Genomic DNA, 13,465 nt, shown 5'->3' with positions numbered 1-13,465 from the left:
GCCGCACCGCCCGGGCTGGGCGTCGCCGTGACATCGCCGTGTGGCGCTCCCGTCCCGTCAGGGTTCGGCGTCGCGGCCGCACCGCCCGGGCTGGGCGTCGCCGTGACATCGCCGTGTGGCGCTCCCGTCCCGTCAGGGTTCGGCGTCGCGGCCGCACCGCCCGGGCTGGGCGCCGCCGTGACACCGCCGTGTGGCGCTCCCGTCCCGTCACGGTTCGGCGTCCCGGCCGCACCGCCCGGGCTGGGCGCCGCCGTGACACCGCCGTGTGGCGCTCCCGTCCCGTCACGGTTCGGCGAACCGGCCGCACCGCCCGGGCTGGGCGTCGCCGTCACACCCCCGCACGGCACTCCCGCCCCGTCACGGCTCAGCGCCCGGCCTCGGCCCCGTACTCTCCCCGTCCTGCCCACTGCCCGCATCGGTCCCCCTCCGCCTCCGCCTCCGGGCCCGCGCCGCCCCGGTACGGCCCGGGACAGCCTCCCCGTGCCGGCCCCTCCGTACCCCCCGCGTGTCCCACACCCTTGTCACACCGCCGGGCCCGGCCGGGATTCCGTCTGTTTCCGGCCGGTTCCGGATCGGCCCCCGGGACCTGAGAGAATGGTGAGCATGGCCTCTGACCGACCTCGCGTGCTCTCCGGGATCCAGCCCACAGCCGGCTCGTTCCACCTCGGCAACTACCTCGGCGCCGTCCGCCAGTGGGTGGCCCTGCAGGAGACCCACGACGCGTTCTACATGGTCGTCGACCTGCACGCGATCACCATCCCGCAGGACCCGAAGGACCTGCGCGCGAACACGCGCCTGGCCGCGGCCCAGCTCCTCGCGGCGGGGCTCGACCCGGACCGCTGCACGCTCTTCGTGCAGAGCCACGTCCCCGAACACGCCCAGCTCGCCTGGATCATGAACTGCCTCACGGGCTTCGGCGAGGCCGGCCGGATGACCCAGTTCAAGGACAAGTCCGCCAAGCAGGGCGCCGAGCGCGCCTCGGTCGGGCTGTTCACGTACCCGATCCTCCAGGTCGCGGACATCCTGCTCTACCAGGCCAACGAGGTCCCGGTCGGCGAGGACCAGCGCCAGCACATCGAGCTCACCCGCGACCTCGCCACGCGCTTCAACGGCCGCTTCGGCGAGACCTTCACGCTGCCGAAGCCGTACATCCTCAAGGAGACGGCGAAGATCTACGACCTGCAGGACCCGTCGATCAAGATGAGCAAGTCGGCATCCACGCCGAAGGGCCTCATCAACCTCCTCGACGAGCCGAAGGCCACCGCCAAGAAGGTCAAGAGCGCCGTCACCGACACGGACACCGTGATCCGTTACGACGCCGAGAACAAGCCGGGCGTCAGCAACCTCCTGACGATCTACTCGACCCTCACCGGCGAGAGCATCGCCGAGCTGGAGGAGAGGTACACCGGCAAGATGTACGGCGCGCTCAAGACCGACCTCGCCGAGGTGATGGTCGAGTTCGTCACGCCGTTCCGGGAGCGCACCCAGCAGTACCTGGACGACCCCGAGACGCTCGACTCGGTCCTGGCCAAGGGCGCCGAGAAGGCCCGCGCGGTCGCCGCGGAGACCCTCGCCCAGGCCTACGACAGGGTCGGCTTCCTGCCCGCCAAGCACTGAACCGGCCCCGGCACACAGCCGTACCACCGAACAGCGCTGTACATCACTCCGGTTGCGCCTGCCCGTAACCCGGTCGTGGCCGTACAGTCGATAACCGGGTGGTCGTATCAGCGGCCACACTGACACGACGGGAGACGACGTGGGGACCGTAACGATCGGTGTTTCGATCGCGGTCCCGGAGCCTCACGGCAGCGAGCTCCAGCAGCTGCGCGCGGGCTTCGGCGACGCCTCTGCTCACGGCATCCCCACGCACGTCACCCTGCTGCCGCCGACAGAGGTCGACGAGAGCGCCCTGCCGGCCGTCGAGGCGCATCTGGCCGAGGTCGCCGCCGCCGGCCGCGCGTTCCCCATGCGGCTGTCCGGCACCGGCACCTTCCGCCCGCTGTCGCCGGTGGTGTACGTCCGGGTCGCCGCGGGCGCCGAGGCCTGCACACTGCTCCAGCAGCAGGTCCGCGACCCCGCCGGGCCGGCCGCACGCGAACTGCAGTTCCCGTACCACCCGCACGTCACCGTGGCGCACGGCATCGACGAGGCGGCCATGGACCGCGCCTTCGAGGAACTCTCCGGCTACGAGGCCGAGTGGCCCTGCACCGGCTTCGCCCTCTACGAGCAGGGCGCCGACGGCGTCTGGCGCAAGCTGCGCGACTTCCCCTTCGGCGGCTCGGTGGTCCCCCCGCAGGCCGGGCGGGTGGAGCGCGGTTCGGTGCCCACCCGCTGAGCCCGCCCGCGCGTCAGACCGGCAGCCGCCGGAACACCCCGCGCGGCAGGTGCCGCAGCGCCGCCATCACCACCCGCAGCGTCCCCGGCACCCACACCGTCTCCGAGCGGCGCCGCAGCCCCAGCTCCACGGCGCTCGCGACCGCCTCGGGCGTGGTCGCCAGCGGTGCCTCCGGCAGCCCGGCGGTCATCCGCGTCCGCACGAAGCCGGGACGTACGACCATGACGTGCACGCCCGTGCCGTGCAGCGCGTCGCCCAGTCCCTGCGCGAAGGCGTCGAGGCCGGCCTTGCTGGAGCCGTAGATGAAGTTCGCGCGGCGGGCCCGCTCGCCCGCGACGGAGGACATCACGACCAGCGAGCCGTGCCCCTGGGACTGGAGCGAGCGGGCGCACACCAGACCGGCCGAGACCGCGCCGGTGTAGTTGGTCTGCGCGACCCGCACCGCCGCCTCGGGGTCCCGCTCGTCGCGGGCCTGGTCCCCGAGCAGCCCGAAGGCGAGCAGCACCATGTCGACGTCGCCCTCGGCGAAGACCTTGCCGAGCACGGCCTCGTGGGAGGACGGGTCGAGGGCGTCGAAGGCGACGGTGTGCACGTCGGCCCCGAGCCCGCGCAGCTGCCCGGCGGCCTCCTCCAGGGCGGCGGAGGGGCGGCCGGCCAGCCAGACCGTACGGGTGCGGCGGGCGATCAGGCGGCGTGCGGTGGCCAGCGCGATCTCCGACGTACCGCCGAGGACGAGCAGGGACTGGGGGAGGCCGAAGGCGTCCTTCATGACAGCAGCTCCTAAAGGTTGCTCAGAGACTGAGGCGGCGGGCCAGGTCGGACACGAACACCCCGCGCGGATCCATCCGGGCGCGCAGCTCGCGGAAGTCGTCGAGGCGCGGGTACATCGCCGCGAGCAGGTCCGGGCGCAGCCGGGCGTCCTTGGCGAGGTAGACGCGACCGCCCGCGGCGGCGACCTCCTCGTCCAGTTCGTCGAGGAACGCGCCGAGGCCGGGCAGGCCCGCCGGGATGTCCAGCGCCAGCGTCCAGCCCGGCACGGGGAAGGACAGCCAGCCCGGGTCGGCCTCCCCGAAGCGCTTGAGGACGGCCAGGAAGGACGGGCAGCGGCGTTCGGAGATGCGGCGCACGATCCGGCGCAGGGCGTCCTCCCGGCCGTGGCCGACGACGAACTGGTACTGCACGAAGCCACCGCGGCCGTAGACGCGGTTCCAGTGGGGCACGCCGTCCAAGGGGTGGAAGAAGCCGGAGATCCGCTGGAGGCGGCCGATGCGGGCGCGGGGGGACTTGCGGTACCAGAGCTCGTTGAACAGGCCGACCGTCGTCCGGCTGAGCAGGCCCTCGGGGAGGATCGCGGGGGCCGCCGGAAGGCGGGGGGTGCGGAAGGCGAGCGGGTCCCGGCGCAGGCGGGTGGGGAGCGCGTCCAGCGGGGCGTGGTCGCCGCGGGTGAGGACCGCGCGCCCGGTGGCGGCGCCCCGGGCCAGCAGGTCGATCCAGGCGACCGAGTAGCGGTAGCGGTCGTCGGTCGCCGCGAGCCGGGCCATCAGGTCGTCCAGGTCCGTCGCCCGCTCGGTGTCGACCGACATCAGCGACGTCTCGACGGGCTGGAGCCGGATCGTCGCGGTGAGGATCACGCCGGTCAGGCCCATGCCGCCGGCCGTCGCGTCGAACAGCGGCGTGCCGGGGACCACGGTGCGGATCTCGCCGTCGGCGGTGAGCAGTTCGAGGGCGAGCACATGCCGTGCGAAGGAGCCGGAGACGTGGTGGTTCTTGCCGTGGATGTCGGCGCCGATCGCCCCGCCGACGGTCACGTAGCGGGTGCCGGGGGTGACCGGCACGAACCAGCCGAGCGGCAGCAGCACCTCCATCAGCCGGTGCAGGGAGACGCCCGCGTCGCACAGCACGGTCCCGCCGTCGGCGTCGATCGCGTGCACCCGGTCCAGGGCCGTCATGTCGAGCACGGACCCGCCCGCGTTCTGCGCCGCGTCCCCGTAGGCCCGTCCCAGGCCCCGGGGGATCCCGCCGCGCGCCCCGCAGTCCCGGACGGCCGCCGCGGCCTCCTCGTACGTCCGCGGCCGGATCAGCCAGGCGGCGGTGGGGGCGGTACGGCCCCAGCCCGTGACGGTGGTGTGGTCCAGGCCCATGACGTCCGGGTCGGAATCGGTGTCGGCAGACATGTCCGTGACCGTATCGCCCTACTGTGAGCGAATAGTTAGCGAACATGGCATCCCTCCCCGAAATGGGTGATTAATGGGATGTCGCCCAATATTGCCGGAGTTCAGGCCTGAGGGACGTGAACAGTGAGTCCACATGGACGACCTCGACGACCTGCACGACATGGACCACCGGATCGTTTCGGCGCTCAGGGAGTGCGGCACCGACCCGCGCGTCGCCGGCGCCGCCCGTGCCCTGTCCTGGGCGGGCGAGCACGCGGCGCTGTGGCTGGCGGCGGGGCTCGCCGGAGCCGCCGCCGACGGCGCGCGACGCGGCGCCTGGCTGCGCGGCACCGCACTGACCGCGGGGGCGCACCTGGTCAGCATGGGGGTCAAGCGGGTCGTGCGCAGGCCGCGCCCCGCACACGTCGTTCCCCTGATGCGCACCGCCGGCCGGCACTCCTTCCCCAGCTCGCACGCCGCCTCCGCGGCGGCCGCAGCCGTCGCCTTCGGCGCTCTGGGCGCCCACGCCGTCCCGCCGCTCGCCGGGCTGGTGTGCGTCTCACGCCTGGTCGCCGGAGTGCACTTCCCCACGGACATCGCCGCCGGCGCGGCCCTCGGCGCCCTCACGGCCCGGCTCGGCGCCCGCTGGATGCGGGAAGGCGCCCGCCATGACTGAGACGGCCGTCCTGCGCCAGCGCACCCACCAGGAACGGCCCGAACGACCCCGCAAGGGTGGTCTCCTGGCCGGTCTGCTCAGGACCGCGCGCCCCAAGCAGTGGGTCAAGAACCTCCTCGTGATCGCCGCCCCGGCCGCCGCCGGTGAGCTCTTCTCCCGGCACGCGCTGCCGCAACTCGCCCTCGTCTTCGGCCTCTTCACCGCCTGCGCCGCCGCCGTCTACCTCGTCAACGACGCCCGCGACGCCGACGCCGACCGCGCCCACCCCGTCAAACGGCACCGCCCGGTCGCCGCCGGGCAGGTCCCGGTTCCCCTCGCCTACGCCGTCGGCGGCTGCCTGGGCGTCCTCGCGCCCGCCGCCGCGGCCTGGCTGTGCGGCCCCGCCGTCGCCACCCTGCTGACCGCCTACCTCGCCCTGCAACTGGCCTACTGCGTCAGCCTCAAGCACGTCCTGGTCGTCGACCTCGCCGTCGTCACCACCGGCTTCCTGATGCGGGCCGTGGTCGGCGGACTCGCCCTCGGCATCCCGCTGTCGCGCTGGTTCCTGATCACCACCGGTTTCGGCGCGCTGTTCATGGTGTCGGCCAAGCGCTACTCGGAAGCCGTCCAGATGGCCGGGAAGGCGGGCGCCACCCGCGCGCTGCTCACCGAGTACACCACCGGCTACCTCCGCTTCGTCTGGCAGCTCGCGGCCGGCGTCGCCGTCCTCGGGTACTGCCTGTGGGCCATGGAGGAGGGCGGCGTCCCGCACACCAGCGTGCTGCCCTGGCGCCAACTGTCCATGATCGCCTTCATCCTGGCGATCCTCCGCTACGCCGTCTTCGCCGACCGCGGCACGGCCGGCGAACCCGAGGACGTCGTCCTGGGCGACCGCGCCCTCGCGCTCATCGGCATCGCCTGGGTGGCGATGTACGGCCTGGCCGTGGCGAACTGGTGACCCCGCGCACGTGGCGCGGTCCCACGCTCCCGGACCGCCGCGAACTGCTCGGCTTCGCCACCGTCGGCCTCCTCGCCTACGCCGTCGACCTCGCCCTGTTCACCGCCCTGCGCGGTCCCGCCGGACTCGACCCGATCACCGCCAAGTCCCTGTCCTTCCTGGCCGCCTGCACGGTCGCCTACGCGGGCAACGCCCTCGGCACCTACCGCGCCGCACGCGCACCGGGTCTGCGGGCGTACACCGTGTTCTTCGCGGTGAACCTCGCCGGAGCCGCCGTCCAGCTGCTCTGCCTGGCCGTCAGCCACTACGGCCTCGGGCTCACCTCGCAGCGCGCGGACACCGTCTCCGGCGCGGTCATCGGTATGGCGCTGGCCACAGTCCTGCGGTTCTGGGGTACCCGTACATGGGTGTTCCGGGCGGAGGGCAGAGTCGGATCATGGACTGGCTGAAAAGACTCCCGGTGATCGGGCCGTGGGCGGAGCGGCTGATGATCACCCATGCGTGGCGGTCGTACGAGCGGCTCGACCGCGTGAAGTGGACGCGGCTGGCCGCCGCGATGACCTTCACCAGTTTCGTCGCGCTGTTCCCGCTGCTGACGGTGTCCGCCACCATCGCCGCCGCCACCCTCAGCACAGCGCAGGAGCACAAGCTTCAGGACAAGCTCGCCGAGCAGGTCCCCGGCATCTCCGACCAGCTCGACATCGCCGGCCTGGTCGACAACGCCGGCACCATCGGACTCATCGCGGGCGCCCTGCTCTTCTTCACCGGCGTCAGCTGGGCCGGTTCCATGCGCGAGTGCCTGCGGGCCGTGTGGGAGCTGTCCGACGACGAGGAGAACCCCGCCCTGCGCTACGGCAAGGACGCGGGTGTCCTGATCGGCCTCGGCGGCGCGCTCCTCGTCACCATCGCCGCCTCCGCCGTCGCCTCCGCGATGATCGGCTGGATCACCAGGGAAGCCGGCATCGACGAGGGCGGCTGGGGCGGGGTCCTGCTGCACATCGCCGCGTTCCTGATCGCCGTGCTCGCGAACTTCCTGCTCCTGCTCTACGTCCTGACCCTGCTGCCCGGCGTCGAGCCGACCCGCCACCGCCTGTTCGTGGCGGCGCTGACCGGCGCGATCGGTTTCGAACTGCTGAAGCTGCTGCTCAGCGGTTATCTGCAGGGCGTGGCGGCGAAGAGCATGTACGGCGCGTTCGGGGTGCCCGTCGCCCTGCTGCTGTGGATCAACTTCACCTCGAAACTGGTGCTGTTCTGCGCCGCCTGGACGGCGACGCAGAGCAAGGAGGACGAGCTCCCGGACCTCACGGCCGGGTCCGGCGGCGCACCAGATCCGGCAGCGGCCACCGGCGGTTGACGAGGAACGCGGCGCCTGCGAGCAGTACCAGCACCCCGCCCGTGATGCCGAGCGCGGTCCCGATGCCGCTGGAGCCGTCCGCGGCCGAGGCGCCGGCCACCGGCTTCGAACCGGTCCCGGCCGTGCCGCTGCCGCCGTCCCCGGAACCCCCCGCCTCACCCGAGGGGTTCGCGCCGGGCTGGGCCTGCTCGGCACCCTTGGGGGGCACCAGCTCACCCACCGGCTGCACCTTCCCGGCCGCCTTGAAGCCCCAGTCGAACAGCCGGGCCGTCTCCTTGTAGACCTCGTTGTGCTCGGGCTTCTCCGGGTTCATCACCGTCACCAGCAGTACCTTGCCGCCGCGCTCGGCGACACCGGTGAAGGTGGCGCCGGCGTTGGTGGTGTTGCCGTTCTTGACGCCCGCGATGCCCTCGTAGACGGGCACGTCGGAGTCGCCGGCGAGCAGCCGGTTGGTGTTCCGGATCTCGAAGGGCTTACGGACCGTCTTGCCCTTCTTGCCCTTCTTCGTCTCGCCGGGGAACTTCGCCGTGACGGTCGAGGCGTACTCGCGGAAGTCCTCCTTCTGCATCCCGGAGCGGGCGATCAGCGTCAGGTCGTAGGCCGACGACACCTGCCCCTCGGCGTCGTAGCCGTCCGGGCTGACCACGTGCGTGTCGAGGGCCTGGAGTTCCTCGGCGTGCTCGTTCATCTCCGCGACGGTGTTCTCGACGCCCTTGTTCATCGCGGACAGCACGTGCACGGCGTCGTTGCCGGACTGCAGGAAGACACCGAGCCACAGATCGTGGACCGTGTACGTCTCGTCCTCCTTTATCCCGACCATGCTGGAGCCCGGGCCGATACCGGCCAGGTCGGAGGGGACGACCTTGTGCTTGGTGTCCCTCGGGAACTTCGGCAGCAGCGTGTCCGCGAACAGCATCTTCAGCGTGCTCGCCGGGGCGAGGCGCCAGTGCGCGTTGTGCGCGGCCAGCACCTCCCCGGACTCGGCGTCCGCGACGATCCAGGAGCGGGCGCTCAGGTCCTTCGGCAGCACCGGCACGCCGCTCGCCAGATTCACCTGCGTGCCCGGCCTGCCCAGCCGGGCGCCGCCCACGCTCGACATCGAGGCCGGGGGAGTGGCCGAGGGGCTCGCGCTCGCCGACGGGCTGCCCGAGGGCTTCGGGGCGGCGACGGCGGCGGGTGCGGCCAGGGCGAGGGACGACAGGACGGCGGAGGTGACCAGCAGGGATCGCCTGATGGTCTGCTTCGGAGCGGGCACGGTCGGAAACGTACATGCCGTACGGGGTGAAGTCCCGTCTCCGGCCCCACCCCGCGAACGGAACCGGACACGGCCTGGCGATACTGGGTGCATGAAGCTCAGCCGCCCCGTCTCCTGGTTCCTGCTCGCCTTCGGGGTGTGGAGCTGGGTCATCTGGATCACTTTCGTCAAGAACCTGGTCAAGGACGGCAGCGGGCTCGCCTTCGACGACGGTCGTCCCACGGCCTACTTCTGGGTGCACCTGCTGCTCGCCGTCGTTTCCTTCGTATTGGGGACGGTCATCGGGGCCATCGGGTTGCGTGGTCTGCGCGCACTGCGCCGGACGTCATAGGGCGATCGGGAGACACGGCACCGTGGTCATCGTTTTCGTACTCGTCGCAGTGCTGGTCCTGGCCGTCGTCGTGACGGCCAACTGGTACGTGTGGCGCCGCCTGTTCCGCGACACGACCAGCGGCCCGGGTCTCGTCCGCCGGGCGGGTGCGGTCCTCGTGGCGGGCGGCTGGCTCCTCGCGATCACCGCCCTGGTCGCCGAACGCTCCGGCGCCCCCTTCCGGCTCCAGCAGGTACTGGCCTGGCCGGGCTTCCTCTGGCTGGCCCTGTCGATATACCTGCTGCTGGCGGTGGTGGCCGGTGAGATCGTCCGCCCCCTCCTGCGCCGCTTCCTGGAACACCGGGCGAGACGGACGGACCGGGACCCCCAGGGGACCGGCACCGGCGCGCCCACCGCCGCGCCGCCCGCGCCCGAGCCCGCGACGGCACCGGCAGCGGCGCCCCGGCCCGGTCACGGCGCCCCTGCGACGCCCCCGCACCCGCCGGCCGGCCCGGTACCCGGCACCGATGGCGCACCCCAGCGGCTCACCACAGCGGACCACCCCGCCCCCGTCGGCCCCTCCCGCCGCCTCTTCGTCTCCCGGGTCGTCGCCGGGGCCGCCGCGGCCGCCGCCGTCGGGACCGTGGGGTACGGGACGTACGGTGTGCTGCGCGGGCCGAAGGTCAAGCGGGTCACCGTGCCCCTGGCCAAGCTGCCGCGCGCCGCCCACGGGTACCGGATCGCCGTGGTCAGCGACGTGCACCTCGGCCCGGTCCTGGGGCGCGGCTTCGCGCAGAAGGTCGTCGACACGATCAACGGGACCCAGCCCGACCTGATCGCGGTCGTCGGCGACCTGGTCGACGGCAGTGTGAAGGACCTCGGCCCCGCGGCGGCCCCGCTCGCCCGACTGAGGGCCCGTCACGGGTCCTACTTCGTCACCGGCAACCACGAGTACTTCTCCGGCGCCGAGCAGTGGGTCGAGGAGGTCCGCCGGCTGGGCATCCACCCCCTGGAGAACGCCCGCAGGGAGATGCCGTACTTCGACCTGGCCGGAGTCAACGACCTCGCGGGCGAGGACGAGGGCCAGGGCCCCGACTTCGCGAAGGCGCTCGGCGACCGGGACACCGCACGTGCGTGCGTCCTGCTCGCCCACCAGCCCGTCCAGATCCACGACGCCGTCGAGCACGGCGTCGACCTCCAGCTCTCCGGCCACACCCACGGCGGCCAGCTCTGGCCCGGCAACCTCATCGCCGCCGGCGCCAACCCCACCCTCGCGGGCCTGGACCGCTACGGCGACACCCAGCTCTACGTCTCGCGCGGCGCCGGAGCCTGGGGCCCGCCCACCCGCGTGGGCGCACCGTCGGACATCACCGTGATCGAGCTCGCGTCGAAGCAGGCCTGAGCGCGCACCCGGCCGGTGGGAACGCTGTGCGACAGGACCGGAAGGCCCGTCGGCAAGTTCTTTCCCAACTCATACGATCCGTCTTCCCCTCCGCGCGAAATCCTGTGATTGGGTGAGCCCGCCACAAAGGGGTGTGGCATTCGCACAAGGGCCCCAAGGGGGCCTGGGGAGGGCAAAGCCGATGCGATCGGTTCGCATACGGATACTCGCGGGGCTGCTGGTCCTGGCCGCCGCGGGCGTGGGCGCCTGGCAGTTCCTGCCGTCGAAGGACGACGGGAAGACCATCACGGTCGGCACGACGGACGGCGTCACCTCACTCGACCCGGCCGGTGCCTACGACGCGGGCTCCTGGGCCCTGTTCAGCAACGTCTTCCAGTCACTGCTGACCTTCGCGCCGGGCGGCACCGCCCCCGTACCGGACGCGGCGAAGAGCTGCGCGTTCGTGCACGGCGACCTCACCACGTACCGCTGCGAGCTGCGCGACGGCCTCACCTTCCCCGGCGGCCGGACGATGGACGCCGAGGACGTGAAGTACTCCTTCGACCGGATCCTGAGGATCAAGGCCCCCGTCGGCCCGGCGTCCCTGCTCGGCACACTCGGCTCCGTGGACGCCGCCGGCATGACCGTCACCTTCCACCTGACCTCGCCGGACGCGACGTTCCCCTTCAAGGTGGCCACCGGCGCCGGCTCGATCGTCGACCACACCGCGTACCCGGCCGGCAAGCTCCGCACGGACGCCGGTGCCGACGGGACGGGCCCGTACACCCTCACCTCGTACACGAAGGACCACGAGGCGGTCCTCGCGCCCAACCCGCACTACCGGGGTGCCGTCAGCGGCACCGGCCGGCCCGTCGAGCTGCGCTACTACGCCACCCCCCAGGCCCTGGACACCGCCTGGAAGGACAAGCAGGTCGACGTCGCGACCGACCAGCTGCCGCCCGGCGTCCTCGCCGGACTCAACCCGAGCGACCCCGCCCAGCACGTCTACGAGGCGGACGGCTCGGAGACCCGGAACCTGTACTTCAACACCCGCAAGGGCAAGCCGCTGCACGACCCGCAGGTCCGGCAGGCCATGGCCTGGCTGATCGACCGCGAGCAGCTGGCCGCCACCGTCTACGACGGCACCGTCGACCCGCTGTACTCCCTGATCCCGGCAGGCCTGACCGGGCACACCGCCTCGTTCTTCGACGACTACCCGAAGCCCGACCCGGACAAGGCCCGGCAGCTCCTCACCAAGGCGGGCGTCAGCCTGCCGGTGCACTTCACCTACGGCTACGCCAAGGGGCGCGGTGCCGGTGAGCAGGAGGCGGCCGGGATCAAGAAGGAGCTGGAGGCGAGCGGCCTGTTCCAGGTCACCCTCAAGGGCTACGAGTGGACCGCCTTCCAGAAACAGTGGGCGACCGGCAAGCTCGACGCGTACGCCGTCGGCTGGGTCGCCGACTTCCCCGACCCGGACACCTTCGGCGCCGCACTCGTCGGCACCGGCAGCGCCATGAACACCGGCTACAGCAGCAAGACCGTCGACCGGCTCATCAAGGACAGCCGGCGCTTCGCCGAGCGGACCGAGGCCGAGCGGGACTTCCGCTCGGTGCAGGAGACCGTCGCCGAGGACGTACCGGTGCTGCCGCTGTGGCAGGCCAAGGAGTACGTCGTCACCACCGAGGACGTCGGCGGCGGCCAGTACCTGTCGGACGGCACGGGCGTGTTCCGCCTGTGGAAGCTCACCGCGCTCTGACGGCCCGCCCCGCCGTCAGGAGTCGGTGCGCCGCCGTGCCGCCGGATCGGGGATGGCGTTGGTCATCCCCGGCAGGAACTCCGTGAACAGCTCGTGCACCTCGCGCACGAGCGGCCGCAGCACCCGGAAGCGGGCCAGGGCCACGCCCCGCGCGGTGAGCCGGGCGCCGCGCTCGGCCAGCCGGTAGCTGCGCTCGCGTCCCTCGGTGCGGTCGAAGATCCAGTACAGGACGAGTCCCATCTGGGACAGCCACATCAACTCGGGCAGGACGTCCCGCAGTTCCTCGGGCACCTTGGTCTTCGTGGCCCCGGCCAGCACCTCCCGGTGGACGCTGATGGCCTCCTCGCGCGCGTGCTCCGACTCGGGCGAGAAGGGGCTCAGCGGGCTGTCCGGGTCGGCGGCGTTCTTGAAGAACTGCACCGCGAACTCGTGGTAGGGCGCGGCGATGTCGAGCCAGGCCCGCAGCACCCCCGCGAGCCGGGCCTCCAGGTCGCGCTCCCGGTCCAGGATCTCCCGGACCGCCACCTGGTGCTCGGCGGCGATCCGGTCGTAGAAGCCCTGGATCAGGTGCTCCTTGCCCGCGAAGTAGTAGTACGCGTTGCCGACGGAGACCCCGGCCTCCTTGGCGATGGCCCGCATCGTCGTCTTGTCGTAGCCGCGCTCCTGGAACAGCCGCATGGCCGTCTCCAGGATCAGGGCGCGGGTCTGCTCGGACTTGGTGGGGAGGGCGCCGTCGTCGGGGCCGTCGTTCTTCGCGGACACGGGAAGAGAGCCTAACGTCAGCGCCGGGGCCGCTACCGGGGGGCGCAGGTGCCGTCGGCGCAGCCCGGCGCGGTGTGGCTCCAGCCGCTGCCGGGGTCGTACGACCAGCCGTCCGCGCGCCGGTACACCTGGCCGCCCCACTGTGCCCCGCCGCCCTGCCCCCGGTGCCACTGCGCCCCGCGCCACTTGGCGGCGGCGAGCACCGCGCCCTTGGCCAGCCGGGCACCGGCCGGGGTGCTCAGCCGGTGGGCCAGCGGCCGGTGTTCGCGCAGCGCCCACAGGGTGACCACCCAGGCGGCCGGGCCCCGGTAGATCTGCCCGGCGTCGCCGACGACGGTGATCTCGTCGAGGGTGGCGCCGTGGTCGAGGCCGGGGAAGCGCCGCCGGGCCTCCTCGGAGGCGGCCGGGACCAGCTCCAGCGGCACCAGCTTCGGCTGCCGCAGGAGCCAGTCGCGCAGGAACGCGCACAGGGAGCACTCGGCGTCGTACAGGACGGTGAGCCGGCGGACCGGGGCGGCCGCGGGCGTGCCGGTGGCGTTCACGTGG

General features: G+C 72.6%; 14 protein-coding genes. 9 read left to right on the top strand and 5 right to left on the bottom strand.

Going from position 1 to position 13,465, the window contains the following annotated elements:
• The first annotated feature begins 603 nt into the window (after window positions 1–603).
• Window positions 604–1,617 (top strand): tryptophan--tRNA ligase, encoded by a 1,014-nt coding sequence (trpS, locus tag AB0F04_RS13215; RefSeq protein ID WP_362040759.1) that lies wholly within the window; start codon window positions 604–606, stop codon window positions 1,615–1,617.
• 139 nt (window positions 1,618–1,756) lie between these two features.
• A complete protein-coding gene (locus AB0F04_RS13210) occupies window positions 1,757–2,335 on the top strand; it encodes a 2'-5' RNA ligase family protein (RefSeq protein WP_362040756.1) in 579 nt (192 codons plus the stop codon).
• Between the two features lie 13 nt (window positions 2,336–2,348).
• On the opposite strand, the gene AB0F04_RS13205 is transcribed toward AB0F04_RS13210, so the two are convergent.
• Both AB0F04_RS13205 and AB0F04_RS13200 read right to left on the bottom strand, forming a co-directional pair.
• Window positions 2,349–3,104, bottom strand: a complete 756-nt coding sequence (locus AB0F04_RS13205) for a decaprenylphospho-beta-D-erythro-pentofuranosid-2-ulose 2-reductase (RefSeq protein WP_362040754.1) — start codon at window positions 3,102–3,104, stop codon at window positions 2,349–2,351.
• Window positions 3,105–3,126: 22 nt separating this feature from the next.
• A complete protein-coding gene (locus AB0F04_RS13200; RefSeq protein ID WP_362040751.1) occupies window positions 3,127–4,509 on the bottom strand; it encodes an FAD-binding oxidoreductase in 1,383 nt (460 codons plus the stop codon).
• A 133-nt stretch (window positions 4,510–4,642) separates the two neighbouring features.
• Between AB0F04_RS13200 and AB0F04_RS13195 the strand changes: the two genes are divergently transcribed.
• The 4 genes from AB0F04_RS13195 to AB0F04_RS13180 are packed head-to-tail and all read left to right on the top strand — an operon-like array spanning window position 4,643 to window position 7,455.
• Complete coding sequence (locus tag AB0F04_RS13195; protein WP_362040749.1) at window positions 4,643–5,164, top strand: phosphatase PAP2 family protein; 522 nt, start codon at window positions 4,643–4,645, stop codon at window positions 5,162–5,164.
• A complete protein-coding gene (locus AB0F04_RS13190; protein ID WP_362040747.1) occupies window positions 5,157–6,101 on the top strand; it encodes a decaprenyl-phosphate phosphoribosyltransferase in 945 nt (314 codons plus the stop codon). Before AB0F04_RS13195 ends, AB0F04_RS13190 begins: the two co-directional genes overlap by 8 nt.
• On the top strand, window positions 6,098–6,550 hold the full coding sequence (locus AB0F04_RS13185) for a GtrA family protein (protein WP_362040745.1): 453 nt from the start codon (window positions 6,098–6,100) through the stop codon (window positions 6,548–6,550). The genes AB0F04_RS13190 and AB0F04_RS13185 overlap by 4 nt, the downstream gene beginning before the upstream one ends.
• Window positions 6,538–7,455 (top strand): YihY/virulence factor BrkB family protein, encoded by a 918-nt coding sequence (locus tag AB0F04_RS13180; RefSeq protein ID WP_362040743.1) that lies wholly within the window; start codon window positions 6,538–6,540, stop codon window positions 7,453–7,455. Before AB0F04_RS13185 ends, AB0F04_RS13180 begins: the two co-directional genes overlap by 13 nt.
• Here the strand turns inward: AB0F04_RS13180 and AB0F04_RS13175 are convergent.
• Window positions 7,403–8,710: a D-alanyl-D-alanine carboxypeptidase gene (locus AB0F04_RS13175; protein WP_362040741.1), complete on the bottom strand. Its 1,308-nt coding sequence runs from the start codon at window positions 8,708–8,710 to the stop codon at window positions 7,403–7,405. The genes AB0F04_RS13180 and AB0F04_RS13175 overlap by 53 nt on opposite strands.
• A gap of 91 nt (window positions 8,711–8,801) precedes the next feature.
• Here AB0F04_RS13175 and AB0F04_RS13170 point away from each other — a divergent pair, with 91 nt between their 5' ends.
• The 3 genes from AB0F04_RS13170 to AB0F04_RS13160 all read left to right on the top strand — a co-directional run bounded on the left by AB0F04_RS13170 (window position 8,802) and on the right by AB0F04_RS13160 (window position 12,157).
• A complete protein-coding gene (locus AB0F04_RS13170; protein ID WP_003992504.1) occupies window positions 8,802–9,041 on the top strand; it encodes an SCO4848 family membrane protein in 240 nt (79 codons plus the stop codon).
• Between the two features lie 22 nt (window positions 9,042–9,063).
• A complete protein-coding gene (locus AB0F04_RS13165) occupies window positions 9,064–10,422 on the top strand; it encodes a metallophosphoesterase (protein ID WP_362040739.1) in 1,359 nt (452 codons plus the stop codon).
• Between the two features lie 181 nt (window positions 10,423–10,603).
• Complete coding sequence (locus AB0F04_RS13160; protein WP_362040736.1) at window positions 10,604–12,157, top strand: ABC transporter substrate-binding protein; 1,554 nt, start codon at window positions 10,604–10,606, stop codon at window positions 12,155–12,157.
• Window positions 12,158–12,172: 15 nt separating this feature from the next.
• On the opposite strand, the gene AB0F04_RS13155 is transcribed toward AB0F04_RS13160, so the two are convergent.
• Window positions 12,173–12,919: a TetR family transcriptional regulator gene (locus AB0F04_RS13155; protein WP_344458172.1), complete on the bottom strand. Its 747-nt coding sequence runs from the start codon at window positions 12,917–12,919 to the stop codon at window positions 12,173–12,175.
• Between the two features lie 32 nt (window positions 12,920–12,951).
• A complete protein-coding gene (locus AB0F04_RS13150; RefSeq protein WP_362040735.1) occupies window positions 12,952–13,461 on the bottom strand; it encodes a DCC1-like thiol-disulfide oxidoreductase family protein in 510 nt (169 codons plus the stop codon).
• Window positions 13,462–13,465 lie beyond the last annotated feature (4 nt).

The organism is Streptomyces sp. NPDC029041 (assembly GCF_040637515.1).
GTDB lineage: Bacteria > Actinomycetota > Actinomycetes > Streptomycetales > Streptomycetaceae > Streptomyces.
Note: the sequence above shows the minus strand (reverse complement) of the source record. Positions and strands in the feature narration are given on the sequence as shown.

Coding starts and splice junctions, on each gene's coding strand:
- trpS (WP_362040759.1), top strand. CDS start 604: ATGGCCTCTGACCGACCTCGCGTGCTCTCCGGGATCCAGCCCACAGCC.
- AB0F04_RS13205 (WP_362040754.1), bottom strand. CDS start 3,104: ATGAAGGACGCCTTCGGCCTCCCCCAGTCCCTGCTCGTCCTCGGCGGT.
- AB0F04_RS13200 (WP_362040751.1), bottom strand. CDS start 4,509: ATGTCTGCCGACACCGATTCCGACCCGGACGTCATGGGCCTGGACCAC.
- AB0F04_RS13195 (WP_362040749.1), top strand. CDS start 4,643: ATGGACGACCTCGACGACCTGCACGACATGGACCACCGGATCGTTTCG.
- AB0F04_RS13190 (WP_362040747.1), top strand. CDS start 5,157: ATGACTGAGACGGCCGTCCTGCGCCAGCGCACCCACCAGGAACGGCCC.
- AB0F04_RS13180 (WP_362040743.1), top strand. CDS start 6,538: ATGGACTGGCTGAAAAGACTCCCGGTGATCGGGCCGTGGGCGGAGCGG.
- AB0F04_RS13170 (WP_003992504.1), top strand. CDS start 8,802: ATGAAGCTCAGCCGCCCCGTCTCCTGGTTCCTGCTCGCCTTCGGGGTG.
- AB0F04_RS13160 (WP_362040736.1), top strand. CDS start 10,604: ATGCGATCGGTTCGCATACGGATACTCGCGGGGCTGCTGGTCCTGGCC.